This is a genomic window from Streptomyces sp. NPDC046727, assembly GCF_040645635.1.
GTDB lineage: Bacteria > Actinomycetota > Actinomycetes > Streptomycetales > Streptomycetaceae > Streptomyces.
The window spans coordinates 57925-73009 of record NZ_JBEYYR010000025.1 but is presented as its reverse complement, the minus strand read 5'-3'; the positions used below and the strand labels follow the sequence as shown (position 1 = coordinate 73009).

Sequence of the window (15085 nt, the reverse complement as noted above, 5' to 3'; positions counted from 1 at the left end):
TCGTGCCGTCCCGGTGGCCCCCAGGCGGTGGGCCGTCAGCCTTGAGGAGTTCGTGTGGACTACTACGACCTCGGCAGCCACGGCCGGCGCGTGACGACGTCGTCCTCCGAGGCACAGACCTGGTTCGACCGCGGGCTGAACTGGACGTACGCCTTCAACCACGAGGAGGCCGTCCGCTGCTTCGAGGCCGCCGCCGCGGCCGATCCCGACTGCGCCATGGCCGACTGGGGCCTGGCCTACGCGCTCGGCCCCAACTACAACAAGCCGTGGGAGTTCTTCGACGAGCAGGACCTGGGGCGGACGGTGGAGCGTGCGCACGCCGCCGTGCGGCGCGCACAGGCGAAGGCCGCCGGCGCCACCCCGGTCGAGCAGGCCCTCGTCGCGGCCCTGGGTGCCCGCTACCCACGGGCCCAGGCCCCGGACGCGGAGGACTGCTCCGTGTGGAACGCCGCCTACGCCGACCGCATGCGGGAGGTCCACCGGCTGGCGGCCGACGACCTCGACGTGGCCACCCTGTACGCCGACGCCCTGATGAACCTCACGCCCTGGCGGCTGTGGGACATCCGCACGGGCACGCCTGCCGCGGGCTCGCGCACCACCGAGGCCAGGGCGGTACTGGAGCGGGCCCTCGCCACGGCGGCGGGCGCGCGGCACCCGGGCCTGCTCCACATGTACATCCACCTGATGGAGATGTCCCCGACGCCCGAGGCCGCCCTGCCGGCGGGTGACCGGCTGCGCGGTCTGGTGCCGGACGCGGGCCATCTCCGGCACATGCCGTCCCACCTGGAAGTCCTCTGCGGCGACTACCGCCGTGTCGTCTCCGACAACACCGACGCGAGCGCGGCCGACGAGAAGTTCTTCGCCAGGGCCGGGGCGATGAACTTCTACACCCTGTACCGGTGTCACAACTACCACTTCAAGATCTACGGCGCGATGTTCCTGGGCCGTTTCCAGGACGCGGTCGAGACGGCGGACCGCCTCGAAGCGGCCGTACCCGAAGAACTGCTGCGCGTGGAGAGCCCGCCCATGGCGGACTGGCTGGAGGGCTTCCTCGCGATGCGGGTGCACGTGCTCATCCGCTTCGGGCGCTGGGACGACATCCTGAGCCTGCCGCTGCCCGCCGACCCCCGGCTGTACTGCGTGACCACGGCGATGCTGCGGTACGCGCGCGGGGTCGCCCTCTCGGCCACGGGCCGGACCGACGAGGCCGAGAGGGAGCGCGGGTTCTTCCGCGAGGCGGTCGCCCTGGTCCCGGAGACCCGGATGCTGTTCAACAACACCTGTGCGGACATCCTGGCGATCGCCGCGCAGATGCTGGACGGAGAGCTGCACTACCGCAAGGGGGACCACGAGGCGGCGTTCGCGGCGCTGCGCCGGTCGATCGAGCTGGACGACGGCCTTCCGTACGACGAGCCGTGGGGTTGGATGCAGCCCACCCGGCACGCGTACGGCGCGCTGCTCCTCGAACAGGGCCGGGTCGCGGAGGCCGAGGCCGTCTACCGCGCCGACCTCGGACTCGACGACACGCTCCCGCGTCCGCTGCAGCACCCGGGCAACGTGTGGGCCCTGCACGGCCTCCACGAATGCCTGGTACGGCTCGGCAAGGAGGGGGAGGCCCGGATCCTGGCCCAGCAACTGAGGATCGCCACGGCGCTGGCGGACGTACCGATCGAGGCGTCCTGCTTCTGCCGCCTGGACACGGCCGCGCCCTCCGCGCCCCGGCACGGCTGCTGCGCGGAGGCCCACTGAGCGGTCACTCAGCCGCCCACGAGGGCGACGAGCTTGATGAAGACCAGGTCGGGGTCGGTGGTGAGGTCCACGACCTCGTCGAGGTCCTCGACCTGGCGGTCGCCGGCCAGCACGAAGAACCCGTTGGCCAGGAAGGCGCGCTCGGCGATCTCGGCCTGGCGCTCCCAGTCGATGCGGCGGGGTTCGCGGAGCCGGTAGCCGTTCAGCTCCGTCTCGGCGTCGTCGGGACGGACGAGACCGTTGAAGCGGTTGCCGGGGCGGGCGTTGTGCCGGACGACCTCCTCGCGGACCCGGAGGCGGACCAGCTCCCGTACGGTCATCCGGTCCGGCAGTCCGGCGACCTCCCACTCGGTGACCGGCTTGCCCGTCGCGGTCTCGTCCCGGAATGTCACGGTGGCCATCAGGCACCTCTCTTGATCTGCATGAGGATGGACTCGTCGGTGATCCGGGCGTCGGCGGCGAGCAGGAACGCCTTGCTGAGGATGAGGGAGAGCCGGTCGTCCTCGAACGGGAGGAAGACCTTCCCGTCGCCCGAGCGCCGCGTCTGCACGATGCACAGGTAGCTGTCGTCCGGCTCCATCAGGATGTTGGCCGAGCCCAGGTGGATCTTGTACGTGCGCAGATCGCCCCGGACCACGAGGAAGCGGCCGTCGAGCGCGCACCGGTCGGCGATCTTCAGGCGCGGCAGGATGCGGGTCAGGGCGTCGCGGCGCGCCTCGCCGCTCTCCGTCAGCTCGGCGAAGGAGGCCCGCTCCCAGTAGGCGCGCACCCAGCCGCCGTCCCTCCAGTCGGGATCGGCGGCGACCGAGGTCACCCCGACGAAGAGGTCCACATCGCGCATCGCCTCGCTGAACACCAGCGGCGGCACCTCGGCCAGCGGTGCCTCGCGCCAGGTGCCCGCCGCCTTCCGGTCGAAGCGCACCTGGTCGGTCGAGGCCAGTTCGTCGTCGCCCGCCCAGTCCGCCCAGTGGTGGAAGAAGCGGACCCGCCACTCCCCCGCCGCGAGCGTGCGCTCGGCCTCGTCGCCCTCCCCGCCGTCCCAGGGGCCGAGCCGGTCGCTCTTCCAGCCCCGGGCCCGCAGCAGGGCGAACATCCGGCGGTAGTGCACGAGGTGCGCGGCGAAGCGGTTGGAGTAGACGCGGGTCTGCTCCTCGGCCGGGGTGAGCAGGTAGATCTCCCGGAACGCCTGCTTGAAGGGCTGCCGTATACGCCGCTCGGTGAGCAGGTCCCGCCAGGCCCGCACGACGTCGGGGTCGGAGCGGAGCGGGTGCCAGAGGCGTACGGAGGCGTCGTCGGGGGCGTCGGGGAGGTCCTCGTCCGTCTCGGGCAGCACGGCCCGCCACTGGCCGGGGGCGACCTCGGTCTCCCAGATCAGCCGTCGCACGAGGGTCCGGGCCAGGGGGTGCCCGGCCAGCTCGGTGCGCCACCAGCCGTAGGGGTGGACGGCGTCCACGCTGAAGCCGCCCTCCAGCGCGCGGACGAGGGTGACGAGTTGCGCGTTCACCCGCTTCACCAGCTCGCGCAGCTCCTTGACCAGGGCGGGGTGGTCGCGCCGGACCGGCGCCGGGAGGCTGCGCAGCGGCTGGCCGTCCTTCTCCCAGGTCAGCGCGGCGGTATCGGTGACCGTGACGACGGCCTGGTAGTCGCCGGCCGCCCGGCGCAGGACGCCGCCCACGGCGGAGCCGCCGACGGCCGCGGTCTCGAACTCCAGCCTCGGCAGCCGCAGTGCCACGTCGGTGCGCTCGGCCAGGGCCGCGTCGGCCTTCTTGAGCATCTTGTCGAGCTGCTTGGGCACCCCGGCGTGCCGGACGGTCCGGCGCACGGTGCGGATCGCGGTCACCAGCTCGGGCGTCGGGTAGTCCTGCGCGGCGCGGACCACCTCGTACAGCATGGCCTGCGACGGAAGTGTCTTCGCCGTGGTCGGGGCGAGGGCGACGCCGGGCAGCAGCCGCTCGAACAGCTGGGGCAGCCAGGGCTCGTCGCGCAGCAGCGCCACCCGCAGGGCCTGCCCGAGCGAGGTGATCTCCCGGTCCGTGAACGCCTTGTCCGCCCGGTAGGGGATCTCGCCCGCCCGGATCGCGTCGGTGCGGTCGGCCGCCGCTTCCAGCGCGCGGCGGGCGAACGCCACGTAGGCGGGGTGGTCGGCCGCCCTGCGCCACGCGTGGTCGAGCGGCGAGAGGAACCTGTGCTGCCGGTCGATCTCGGCCAGCGGTGTCCGTTCGGCCGGGGTGAGGCCGGCGATGACGGCGATCTCGTCCGCGACGATGGGACCGACATCGCGGGAGAGCCGGTCCACGGCCGCGCGCAGTGTCGCGTCGCCGGCCAGCCTCGCGACCGCGAGCAGCGCGTACGGCTGGCGCACGGAGTCCTTCTCCAGCCACAGCCCGACCAGGGTGCGGGCCGGTCCGGACACGTCGGGCTGCGGTCCCGTGCAGTGCTCCAGTGCGTCCAGGCCCAGCGTGAGGTCGGCCCAGCCCTGCTCCTGGCACCGGGTGACGAGTACCTCGAACATCCGGCGGCACGCGTCGGGTGTGTAGCGCGGCGGGCGCTCCCTGGCCTCGTCCTCGACCGCGAAACGGACGGCCGACCGCGCGGGCGTGCCCGGGGCCCCGGGCCGGTGGACCTCCACGAGGAGGTCGCCGAGGTCCTCTTCGGAGACCTGTGACAGATCCGGGCGCCCGTCGGTGTCGTCCAGGGTGAAGTCCGGGTCGGTCAGTGCGCGCGTCAGTCGCTGGGGGAGGTCCATCAGGCGCCTCTCTTGATCTGGTGGAGGATCGTGGGATCGGTGATCTTCGTGTCGGCGGCCAGCAGCATCGCCTTGCTGAGGATGAGGGAGAGCCGTTCGTCCTCGAACGGCAGGAAGACGGTGCCGCCGCTCTTGCCGCGCGAGGGCACGATGCACAGGTAGGAGTCGTCCGGTTCCATGAGGATGTTGGCCGAGCCCAGGTGGATCCGGTACGTGTTCAGGTCCCCCCGGACGGTCAGGAAGCGGCCGTCGAGCGTGCACCGGGCGGCGATCCTCAGCCGCGGCAGGATCCGTTCCAGCGCCGCGCGGCGGACCTCGGCGCTCGCCGTCAGCTCACCGAACGTGGCCGTCCGCCAGTACCCGGCGTAGCGGTCCTCGCCTCGGTCGGTCCAGTCGGGATCGGCGGCGATCGACGTCACGCCCACGAACAGATCGACGTCCCGCATCGCCTCGCTGAACACCAGCGGGGGCACCTCGGCCAGGGGAACCTCCCGCCAGCGCCGGCCGTCCCGCCGCTCGAAGCGGACCTGGTCCGTCGCGGCGTGCTCGGGTGCGTGGCCTCCGTCGTCGTCCGCGGCGGGCTCGTGGTGGAAGCAGGCCCGCCACTCGCCGTCGCCGAACTCGGCCCGCGCCAGCCCGTCGTAGCCGCCGTCGTACCGGCCGAGGAAGTTGGCCTGCCAGCCGCGTTCCTTGAACAGCGCGTAGAGCTGCCGGTAGTGGACGATGTGCGCGGCGAACCGGTTGGAGTAGCCGCCGGTCTCCCGCTCCGCCGGGGTGAGCAGGTAGATCTCCCGGAACGCCTGTTTGAACGGCTGCCGCAGCCGCTCGGCGACAAGCCGCTCCCGCCAGGCCCTGATCTCGTCCGTCGCCGCCCGGATCGGGTGCCACAGCCGGACGCGCTCGGGCCGGCCGGACGGCCCATCCGCCGGTGCCACCGCGCGCCACTCGCCGTCCGCGTCCCGGAACTCCCAGATCAGGCCGCGCACGAGGGTTCCGGTGACCGGGTGGTCGCGGTAGTAGCGGCACCACTCGTCGTACGGCCATTCGCGCCCGGCGGACATCAGTGCCTCCGCGCGGGCCCGTTCGCCCGCCAGGGTGCCGCGCACCGCCTTGGCCAGGGCCTTCAGTGCCTGGAGTTCGTCCGGGAAGCCGTCCTTCAGTGCCGCCGGAGCCGTGCGGGACGTCTTTCCGTCGGGGCGGGTGAAGGTGAGCCGCACGGTCGCCGCGCCCTCGATCGCCAGCCGGACCCGGTGTCCGCCCAGTTCCCGTTCCAGCGAGCCGTCCGGTGCCAGACCGTGGTCCGGCACGCTGCGCTCGATGAGCTGCGCGGCCGTGATCCCCTGCTGTGCGGCCGCCGTCACCAGTGCGGTGTCGAGCTGCTTGCGCAGCGCCCGGTGCCCGATCCGGGACCGCAGCCCCCACAGGGCCTCCACCGCACCCGGATCGCCGGTCTCGGCCAGCGCGTTGACCGCCGCGCCCGCGAGTTTGAGGTCTTCCACGACGTCGCTCCGGGTGCCGCCGGTGCGCAGAGCCAGCGCGCCGAGGTGCCGCACCGCGGCCGGGCCGGCGGTCAGCGCGGCGGCCCAGGCGACACCGCGCGCCAGGTCCCCGTCGTTCTGGTGGACGAGGTAGTGGTAGTCGCCGCTGAGCCAGCCGGAGTGCGCACCGCTGTCCCTGCTGCACAGCGGGTCGTCCTCGGCCAGCGCGCGCAGGACGTCGGCCACGAGGCCCCGCGCCGACGCCGCGTCCACCAGTTCGAGGCACGTCCGCCGCCACCGCTGTGCCGGGCGCGGCGCCGAGAGGCTCGCCAAGTGCCGTATGAGTCCCGCCAGTTCCGGTGTCGGAGCGGTCTTCGCACGGTCGCTCAGCGGGGCCGCCCAGGGAGCGTGGGCGGGGATCAGCCCCTCGGGGAGGCACGCCTCGTCCGCGCCGGCGAGCAGTACGCGCAGGCGCTGGGCGAGCGACGCGCGCCTCCGCGCCTCGACCGTGGTGTCCATGAGCCGCGTGTACGCGTGCCGCAGCCAGGGCAGGACCGCGCGGCGGCCGTCGGCGTCGAGCTGGTCGGCGGCGTTCAGCACCAGCTCCAGCGAGGGGGCGAGCCGGTACCCCCTGTCGCACTCGGTGGCGCGGAGCAGCATCACCGCGACCTCGTCCGGCGTCCAGCCGCGCACCCGGGAGATCAGGGACTCGATCTCGATGTCGTACTGCCACAGGCTCGTGGCGTCGGAGCGGGCGGCCAGCATGAGGCACAGGACCGCGGCCCGGCCCTCCTCGTCCGCGCAGGCCGCGAGCCGCTGGTCGATCTCGGCCTGGGTCGCCGCGCCCGCCGCTCTGGATCGCCGGTGCTCGTGCCCCATGGCGTGCCGGAACTCGGCCCGCTGACGCTCCAGCAGGCCGACGAGCCAGCGGACGCGGTCGAGCGCGCCGGACCTCACGTCGTCCAGCGCGTCGTTCCTACGGGATTCGGCCGTCAAGGCGTCGTAGAGCATGGCGAGATGATGGCAGGGGGCACTGACAATACGATCAAGCCGCCTGGAAGCCGCCGACGAGGCCGGCCCGGAGCCTGGTCGTTCGTCGCTGAGGTAGGTTCGAGCCCATGACGCACTGCACGCGATGCCCGGTGCCCCGGTGAGCGGGTGGTGGGCCTACCTGGAGGAGCGGACCCGCCGGGAGGTCGACGCGAACGTGCTGTCGGACCGCCGGATTCCGGCGGTCAGGGCCGTGCTGGAAGCGCTGCGCCCGCTGGGGCTGGGCGTGCCCGAGGCGGAGCGGGTGGTCCACGCGCGCTACGAGGCCCTGGGCGATCGGGTGCGGCGAACGCCGCCGGATCCGCTCGACGTCACCTCTCTCGCCGCTCGCGCTCTCGCCCAGCCGGGCCGGGTGGCCGCGATCGAGGCTCTCTGGGACGGCGACACCGTGCACGACTGGTTCGTGCTCCTGGTCGCCGTCCTTGAGGAGCCGTCCGGGGAAGGCCACCTGGCGACCGTCCTCCACCGCCGTGGCGGGCCCGCGCCGGGGACGGCCGCCGCCGAGGCGGGACGAGCCCTGGCCGGCCACCTCGGCGTGCCGTTCCACTTCGCCTCCCCCGACGTCCCCGACGACGAGGCCCCCCGCTGGCGAACAGTCCACTCTTCCTGACCGTGCGGGAATTTTTTTGATCGAAGCCTGATCGAAATGACTCGGCTTCTGATTTCAATATTTTTTGACGGTCGACCTGCACGTTTCCCGCCCCCTGAACGCTCTATTGATGGAGGCGTTCGCCTTCCGACGCCGAGGGGGGAGGCGGCGAAATTGAGACCACTTCCAACGGGGAGGGCACGTGCACGACGCTGTTGCGGCGTTGCTGCTGACCGCACTGGCGATCCGGGTCTTCGGCCCCGACACGATCCGACTTTCCAAGCGGGTACTCACGGCCTTCGTCCGCGTGGGCATCAGCGGGATGCATCCGTCCAGGCCGGACCAACAGCACACCACGCCCGGCGAGTTGACCGGGAGGGACCGGTGAGCGAGGGCGGAACCGAGGAGTCCAGCGGCGCCGTCGGCCTTCCGAGCCGCCGGCGGAAGGCCGTGCCCATGGCACAGTGGCCGGATGCCGCCCGGGCCTCGTACTGGGCGTTCCACGCGGATCGGCGCCAGAGCTACATGGGCTTCGCCTATCTCCAGCTCGGCTCGGACGCCGACACCGAGGAGGCGGTGGATGCCGCCTTCGACGCCGTGATGGACAAATGGAATCAGATGCGCCAGATGGAACACGCCGAGGCGTACGCCTGGGCGATCCTGAAGAACCGCATCAGAGACCAGCAACGCAAGAGGCAGCGCCGCCCGGAACCCATGGACGTCGCCGCATTCGAAGCGGCGGTGCGGGACAACGCCGATGACCCGTACGACGGTCTGGCGGACGCGATCACCCTGTACTCCGCCACACGCAGGCTGAGCGAGCGCCAGCGCGACCTGATCACGCTCCATTACGGGCTGGGGTACAGCACCGTGGAGGCCGCGGCGCTCCTGGGCCTTGAGGAAGCCACCGTCCGCTCGCACCTGAGCCAGGCCCGTCGGCGTCTGGCCCGTCTCCTGCGGGCCGAGGACGCCGACCGTGCCGACGAGGGGAAGAAGACGTCATGACCCACCCTGCCAAGCCCACTTCGAGGCACACCCTCGACGAGTGGCTGGCCCGAGCACGGACGAAGGATCGATACGACACCTACGACCTGACCGCAGCCAGGGCGCGCCTCATGCGGCGCCGCGATCTCCGCCACAGGTTGGTGTGCCCGCTGCACGGCGGCGAAGGCATCGGTCCCACGGAGGCAGCGACCATCGTGCCGTTCGAGCTCGCCTGGACCGCTCCGGGCGCCCGCACCACCGCCGACATCGGCCGCGCGGACGCGGATCTGCGGGCTGTCAGCCTGCTCGTCCTGCTGTCCCCGGGGGCCGAACAGGACCTGGCGGCGTTCATCGACCACCACTACGCGCACCAGGCCGGCGCCCGGACCTTCGCCTGCATGCTCCACCTGTGGGGCCATGGCGAGGGAGCCAGGTTCTGGTGGCAGTTCGCCGCCGGCGCGGGAGACCACTCCTCCGCGTACTGCCTCTTCCTCGACCACGCCCGGCAGGGTGAGTTCTACGACGCGGAGCACTGGGAGAGCCAGCTCGCCGTGCACGGCTTCACTCCCGAGGAGTACCTGGGCGACCGTACGGACGCGCCCGTACTCACCGAGGATCTCCTCACCGGTTGCGTCAACGACTACATCGTCGAGCGGCACCACCCGGACGTAGGGGTCATCCCCTTCCCCAAAACCCTGCTCCTGCGCCACGTACGCCGCCTGGCCGGCCTCCCCACCCGGCCCTGCGCCACCTAGGACGCCGTCCGGCCAGGGAGCGGTGCCCCCGTCCGCAGGCCGTCCATGACGAGGTCGAGGAGGCGGGCGGCGCGGGGGCGCCAGTCCTGGTGCGGTTCGAGTTGCCACAGGCCCGCGATGGCGAGGAGGAAGTCGTCCGGGGTGACGCCGGGCCGGATGGTGCCGGCTTCCTCGTTGGCGCGGAGCAGGAGTTCCGCCGCCGAGGTCACCGGCGTGTGGGGCGGCTTCGCCGGGCCGCCCGGTGTGCCGGTGGCCTGCCGGATCGCGTCGGCCAGTCCGGCCTTGGTCATGGCGAACTCGGCGAGCCGGTCCATCCAGGCCCGCAGGGCCTCGTCGGGGGCCCGGGTCTCCATCAGGTGGGCTGCGCTGTCCGCGACCTGCTGCATCTCGTGGCGGTAGATCTCAAGGACGAGTGACTCGCGGTTGGGGAAGTTGCGGTAGAACGTGCCCTGCCCGACGCCGGCCTTCTTGGCGATCATGCTCAGCGGGGCGTCCGCGCAGTGCGACAGTTCGGCGAGTGCCACCTCCAGGATGCGCTCGCGGTTGCGCTGCGCGTCCGAGCGCCGGGGTGAGTCCTGCTGCTGCGGCACTCGTCCTCCTCGACCGAGCGTTCGTGGCCGAACCTCGCCCTTGCTAACCGGACAACTGTCCGGTACGTTCTCCAGGTAGCGGACAGTTGTCCGTTTAGGTCCACCATAGCTGCGGACGTGGCCCTGCGGCAGTCGCCGGCCGGCACTGTCCGGGGCCGGCATCCCGCACACGCGCTTCGCCCACACGGCGCAGGTCCGTACGACCACTCCCGCGCCACGCGGTATACCAGCTGCCGAATCCCCTTTGTCCTGGAAATGCGAAAGAAGCGGCTCATGGCCTCATCGACGTCCAGTGTCATCACCTTGAAGATCAACGGGGAGAAGTACACACTGCCCGTCGACCATCGCACCACGCTGCTCGACGCACTGCGTGAGCGCCTCGATCTGACCGGCACCAAGAAAGGCTGTGACCAGGGACAATGCGGGGCCTGTACGGTCCTGCTGGACGGGCGCAGGGCCGTAGCCTGCCTGCAGCTCGCCGTGGCGGCCGAGGGCCGGGAGATCACCACCATCGAAGGCGTGGCCGACGGCGAGCGGCTGCATCCCGTACAGCAGGCGTTCCTCGATCTGGACGGCTACCAGTGCGGCTACTGCACCCCGGGGCAGATCTGCTCGGCGATCGGGGTGATCGAGGAACACGCGGCGGGCTGGCCGAGCGCCGTCACGGAGGACGTCCGCCCCGAGGCGGGTCCCCCCTCCCTGACCGCCGACGAGATCCGGGAGCGGATGAGCGGCAACCTGTGCCGTTGTGGCGCGTACGTCTCGATCGTCGAGGCGGTGGCCCGCGCGGCCGCGGAAGGTGCGCGTCCCGACGCGGCCGCCAAGGAGGTCGCGGCGTGAGGGAGTTCGACTACCAGCGGGCGCACGACGTCGCCGGCGCCGTGGCGCTGCTCGGCGCCGACCCGGACACCCGCTTCCTCGGCGGCGGCACCAACCTCGTCGACCTGATGAAGTCCGGTGTCGAGCGCCCCACCCGGCTCATCGACATCCGCGAACTCCCGCTCGACGACATCGAGTCGACGCCCGGGGGCGGACTGCGCATCGGCGCCACCGTCACCAACGGCGACCTGGCCGCCCACCCCGAGGTCCGGCGCCGCTACCCCGCGCTCGCGCAGGCGGTGCTGGCCGGCGCGTCGGGGCAGCTGCGCAACATGGCCACGGTCGGCGGGAACCTGCTGCAGCGCACCCGCTGCGGCTACTTCACCGACGTCACCAAGCCCTGCAACAAGCGGACACCCGGCAGCGGTTGCTCCGCCGTCACGGGCGAGCACCACAACCACGCGATCCTGGGCGCGTCCGAGCACTGCGTGGCCGTACACCCCTCGGACATGGGCGTCGCCCTCACCGCCTTCGACGCCGTCGTCCACTTCGAAACCGCCGACGGTGCCGGGGAGTTGCCGCTCGCCGACTTCTACCTGCCGGTCGGCGACACCCCGCATCGCGAGACCGCCCTGCCGCCGGGCGCGCTGATCACCGGCGTGACACTGCCGCCCGCCCCGGTCGCCGTCAACTCCCGCTACCGCAAGGTGCGCGAGCGTGCCTCGTACGCGTTCGCCATCGGCTCGGTCGCCGCCGCGCTCGACGTCCGGGACGGCGTCGTCCGCGACGCGCGCCTGGCCCTCGGCGCCGTCGCCTCCCGCCCATGGCGGGCCCTCGCCGCCGAGCGCGTCCTGACCGGTGCGCCGGCCGGCCCCGAGACCTACGCCGCCGCGGCCGACGCCGAGCTGGCGGCGGCGCGCCCGCTGCCGCACAACGGATACAAGGTGGACCTCATCCGCAACCTCGTGGTGGCCGTCCTGACCGAACTCGCCGAGGAGGCCGTGCGATGACCGCCTTCACCACCGAAACACCCACCCGGACGCCCTCCGTCGGCACCGCGCGCACCCGCGTCGAGGGGCGGGACAAGGTCACCGGAGCGGCCCGCTACGCCGGCGAGGTGCCCTTCGCCGACCTCGCCCACGGCTGGCTGGTGCTGTCCACGGTGGCCCGTGGCCGCATCAGTGCCGTCGACAGCGCTCCCGTCCTCGCCATGCCCGGCGTCCTCGCCGTCCTGGAGCACGGCAACGCGCCGCGCGTCGAGACCGACTACGTCGGCCTGATGGGCATGAAGCCCGACCCGACCTGCGCCGTCTTCCAGCACGACCGGGTGCCGCACCTGGGCTGGCCGGTGGCGCTGGTCGTCGCCGAGACCTCCGAGCAGGCCAGGGAGGCCGCCGAGGCGCTCGTGGTGCACTACGAACAGGTGCCCCACGACGTCGGCTTCACCGGCGAGCACCCCGACGCCTACCCGGTGGACGGGCATATGCCGGGGGTGACGGAGAAGGGTGACCTCGACGCCGCACTGGCCGCCTCGGCCTTCGTCGTGGACGCCGAGTACACCACTCCCGAAGAGCACCACAACCCCATGGAGCCCCACGCGGCGACCGCCCGCTGGGACGACGGCCGGCTCGAAGTGATCGACTCCAACCAGGGCGCCACCTGGGTCGTCGGCGAACTCGCGAACCTCTTCTCGCTCGACCCGGCCTCGGTGCGCGTGCGCTCCGAACACGTCGGCGGCGGTTTCGGCAGCAAGGGCGTCCGCGCCCACCAGGTGGCCGCGGTGATGGCCGCGACCGTCCTGCAGCGTCCCGTGCGGGTGGTGCTGACCCGCCGTCAGATGTTCTCGCTGGCCGGCTACCGCAGCCCCACCATCCAGCGCGTCCGGCTCGGCGCCGACACCGGCGGACGGCTGCGCGCCCTGGAGCACCGCTCCGTCAGCCTCACCTCCACGGTGCACGAGTTCGTCGAACCGAGCGCCGGGGTGGCCCGGGTGATGTACGACGCCGACGCCCATCACACCGCCAACCGGGTCGTACGGCTCGACGTACCGACCCCGACCTTCATGCGCGCCCCGGGTGAGGCACCGGGGTCGTTCGCCCTGGAGGCGGCACTGGACGAGCTCGCCGAGCAGTGCGGGATCGACCCGATCGAGCTGCGCCTGCGCAACGAACCCGCCAAGGGGCCGGTGTCCGGCCTGCCGTTCGCCGGCCGGAACCTGACCGCCTGCTTCCGCGAGGGCGCCCGCAGGTTCGGCTGGGCGGAGCGGGACCCGCGCCCCGGGCTGCGACGCGACGGCCGCTGGCTGCTCGGCACCGGCACGGCGGCGGCCTCCTTCCCCTCCGGTGCCGCACCGTCGACGGCGACCGCCACTGCCCACCCGGACGGCACCTTCACCGTCCGGATCTCCGCGGCCGACATCGGCACCGGCGCCCGTACGGCACTCACGCTGGTCGCCGCGGACGCCCTCCAGGTGCCTCCGGAGCGGGTCACGGTGCGCATCGGCGACAGCGACTTCGGCCCGGCGATGATCGCCGGCGGTTCCATGGGCACCCGGTCCTGGTCCTGGGCGATCACGGTCGCGGCCGGCGAACTGCGCGAACGGCTGGCCCTGGGGGCCGACATCCCGCCGGAGGGGATCACCGTCCGGTCGGACACCACCGAGGCCATCGGTGCCCTCGCTCCCGCCGAACGGCACTCCTTCGGCGCGCAGTTCGCCGAGGTCGCCGTGGATGTCAGCACCGGCGAGGTGCGGGTGCGGCGCATGCTCGGCCTGTTCGCGGCGGGCCGGATCGTCAACCCGCTCACCGCACGCAACCAGTTCCTGGGCGGCATGATCTGGGGCATCTCCATGGCCCTGCACGAGGAGGCCGTCCGGGACGGTGCCTCGGGCGGCCATGTCGGCGCCGACCTCGCCGGCTACCACGTGGCGACGCACGCCGACGTACCCCGTATCGAGGCCGACTGGATCGAGGACACGGACCCGAGCGACCCGGTCGGGATCAAGGGCATCGGCGAGATCGGCATCGTGGGTGCCGCGGCGGCCATCGCCAACGCGGTCTGGCACGCGACCGGCACACGCCACCGCAGCCTGCCCATCCGGCCGGACCGCGTCATCCGGGCAGGGGCGCCGCGTGCTTGACATCGCCGAGGAGCTGCTCAACTGGGTCGAGCAGGGCCGGGAGTTCGCCGTCGCCACGGTGCTGGCGGTGGGCGGCAGCGCGCCGCGCGGCCCCGGCGCCGCCCTGGCCGTCGACAGCGAGGGCACCGTCATCGGCTCGGTCTCCGGCGGGTGCGTGGAGGGCGCGGTCTACGACCTGTGCCGGGAAGCGCTCCAGACGGGCGAGAGTGTCACCGAACGGTTCGGCTACAGCGACGAGGACGCCTTCGCCGTGGGACTGACCTGCGGCGGGACGATCGAGATGCTGATCACCCCGGTGGGCGCGCGGTCGCCCGCCCGGGCGGTCCTCGCGTCGGCGCTGTCGGCCGCCGCGCACGGCGAACCGGCGGCCCTCGCCCGGGTCGCCCGCGGGCCGGCCGAACTCCTCGGCCGGGCCCTGCTGGTACGGCCCGACGGTACGTACGAGGGTGGTCTCGGCGGCCACCCGGACCTGGACCGGACGGCGACGGCCGAGGCCCGGGCCCTGCTGGACGCGGGCCGCACCGGCACGGTGGAGCTGTCGGCGGACGGCTCCCACTGCCCCGGTGGCCTCACCCTGCTGGTCGAGGCGAACGTGCCGCCCCCACGCATGATCATCTTCGGGGCGATCGACTTCGCGTCGGCGCTGGCGCGGGCCGGCAAGTTCCTCGGCTACCACGTGACCGTCTGCGACGCCCGCCCCGTGTTCGCCACGCGGGCCCGTTTCCCCGACGCCGACGAGGTGGTCGTCGACTGGCCGCACCGGTACCTGCGGGGCACCGCGACCGACGCCCGCACGGTCCTGTGCGTGCTCACCCACGACGCGAAGTTCGACGTACCGCTGCTGAAGGCGGCCCTCCGCCTGCCGGTGGCGTTCGTCGGCGCGATGGGCTCGCGCCGCACCCACGAGGACCGTAACCGGCGGCTGCGCCAGGAAGGCGTGACCGAACGGGAGCTGGCCCGGCTGCGCTCCCCCATCGGCCTCGATCTCGGCGCCCGGACGCCGGAGGAGACCGCCCTGTCGATCGCGGCGGAGATCGTCGCCGCCGGACGGGGCGGAACGGGCGTGCCCCTGACCGTCTCGCGGACGCCGATCCACCACGACAGCGGAGACCGCGGAGAGCCGGCGGTGGCCTGACGCGACGGACCGGCATGCAGCTGAGGTGGCCGAAGTCGCGCGGGCCGTGCG

13 protein-coding genes are annotated in these 15085 nt (G+C 72.7%); 9 read left to right on the top strand and 4 right to left on the bottom strand.

The window, feature by feature from the left end:
- Nucleotides 1-54 precede the first annotated feature (54 nt).
- Entirely contained in the window at nucleotides 55-1749 is a 1695-nt protein-coding gene (locus tag ABZ937_RS27450; protein ID WP_361695995.1) for a hypothetical protein, read from the top strand.
- Nucleotides 1750-1757: 8 nt separating this feature from the next.
- Here the strand turns inward: ABZ937_RS27450 and ABZ937_RS27445 are convergent, their stop codons facing one another.
- From ABZ937_RS27445 to ABZ937_RS27435, 3 genes are read right to left on the bottom strand one after another with little or no spacing between them, the layout of a single operon-like run.
- Nucleotides 1758-2150 (bottom strand): hypothetical protein, encoded by a 393-nt coding sequence (locus ABZ937_RS27445; RefSeq protein WP_361695994.1) that lies wholly within the window; start codon nucleotides 2148-2150, stop codon nucleotides 1758-1760.
- Nucleotides 2150-4495 (bottom strand): DUF4132 domain-containing protein, encoded by a 2346-nt coding sequence (locus tag ABZ937_RS27440; protein WP_361695993.1) that lies wholly within the window; start codon nucleotides 4493-4495, stop codon nucleotides 2150-2152. Before ABZ937_RS27440 ends, ABZ937_RS27445 begins: the two co-directional genes overlap by 1 nt.
- Nucleotides 4495-6984, bottom strand: coding sequence for a DUF4132 domain-containing protein (locus ABZ937_RS27435; RefSeq protein ID WP_361695992.1), 2490 nt, complete (start codon nucleotides 6982-6984; stop codon nucleotides 4495-4497). The genes ABZ937_RS27440 and ABZ937_RS27435 overlap by 1 nt, the downstream gene beginning before the upstream one ends.
- Before the next feature lie 139 nt (nucleotides 6985-7123).
- Between ABZ937_RS27435 and ABZ937_RS27430 the strand changes: the two genes are divergently transcribed.
- The 4 genes from ABZ937_RS27430 (at nucleotide 7124) to ABZ937_RS27415 (ending at nucleotide 9351) form a co-directional block, all read left to right on the top strand.
- Nucleotides 7124-7633 (top strand): hypothetical protein, encoded by a 510-nt coding sequence (locus ABZ937_RS27430; protein WP_361695991.1) that lies wholly within the window; start codon nucleotides 7124-7126, stop codon nucleotides 7631-7633.
- A 181-nt stretch (nucleotides 7634-7814) separates the two neighbouring features.
- Entirely contained in the window at nucleotides 7815-8000 is a 186-nt protein-coding gene (locus tag ABZ937_RS27425) for a hypothetical protein (RefSeq protein WP_361695990.1), read from the top strand.
- On the top strand, nucleotides 7997-8617 hold the full coding sequence (locus tag ABZ937_RS27420; protein WP_361695989.1) for a sigma-70 family RNA polymerase sigma factor: 621 nt from the start codon (nucleotides 7997-7999) through the stop codon (nucleotides 8615-8617). Before ABZ937_RS27425 ends, ABZ937_RS27420 begins: the two co-directional genes overlap by 4 nt.
- A complete protein-coding gene (locus ABZ937_RS27415) occupies nucleotides 8614-9351 on the top strand; it encodes a hypothetical protein (protein ID WP_361695988.1) in 738 nt (245 codons plus the stop codon). The genes ABZ937_RS27420 and ABZ937_RS27415 overlap by 4 nt, the downstream gene beginning before the upstream one ends.
- On the opposite strand, the gene ABZ937_RS27410 is transcribed toward ABZ937_RS27415, so the two are convergent.
- Entirely contained in the window at nucleotides 9348-9941 is a 594-nt protein-coding gene (locus ABZ937_RS27410; RefSeq protein ID WP_361695987.1) for a TetR/AcrR family transcriptional regulator, read from the bottom strand. The genes ABZ937_RS27415 and ABZ937_RS27410 overlap by 4 nt on opposite strands.
- Before the next feature lie 273 nt (nucleotides 9942-10214).
- Here ABZ937_RS27410 and ABZ937_RS27405 point away from each other — a divergent pair, with 273 nt between their 5' ends.
- The 4 genes from ABZ937_RS27405 to ABZ937_RS27390 are packed head-to-tail and all read left to right on the top strand — an operon-like array spanning nucleotide 10215 to nucleotide 15034.
- Entirely contained in the window at nucleotides 10215-10781 is a 567-nt protein-coding gene (locus tag ABZ937_RS27405) for a 2Fe-2S iron-sulfur cluster-binding protein (protein ID WP_361695986.1), read from the top strand.
- Nucleotides 10778-11770, top strand: coding sequence for a xanthine dehydrogenase family protein subunit M (locus ABZ937_RS27400; protein WP_361695985.1), 993 nt, complete (start codon nucleotides 10778-10780; stop codon nucleotides 11768-11770). Before ABZ937_RS27405 ends, ABZ937_RS27400 begins: the two co-directional genes overlap by 4 nt.
- The gene (locus ABZ937_RS27395) at nucleotides 11767-13899 is read left to right on the top strand and encodes a xanthine dehydrogenase family protein molybdopterin-binding subunit (RefSeq protein WP_361695984.1); all 2133 of its coding nucleotides are present in this window, start codon (nucleotides 11767-11769) and stop codon (nucleotides 13897-13899) included. The genes ABZ937_RS27400 and ABZ937_RS27395 overlap by 4 nt, the downstream gene beginning before the upstream one ends.
- Nucleotides 13892-15034 (top strand): XdhC/CoxI family protein, encoded by a 1143-nt coding sequence (locus tag ABZ937_RS27390; RefSeq protein WP_361695983.1) that lies wholly within the window; start codon nucleotides 13892-13894, stop codon nucleotides 15032-15034. Before ABZ937_RS27395 ends, ABZ937_RS27390 begins: the two co-directional genes overlap by 8 nt.
- Nucleotides 15035-15085 lie beyond the last annotated feature (51 nt).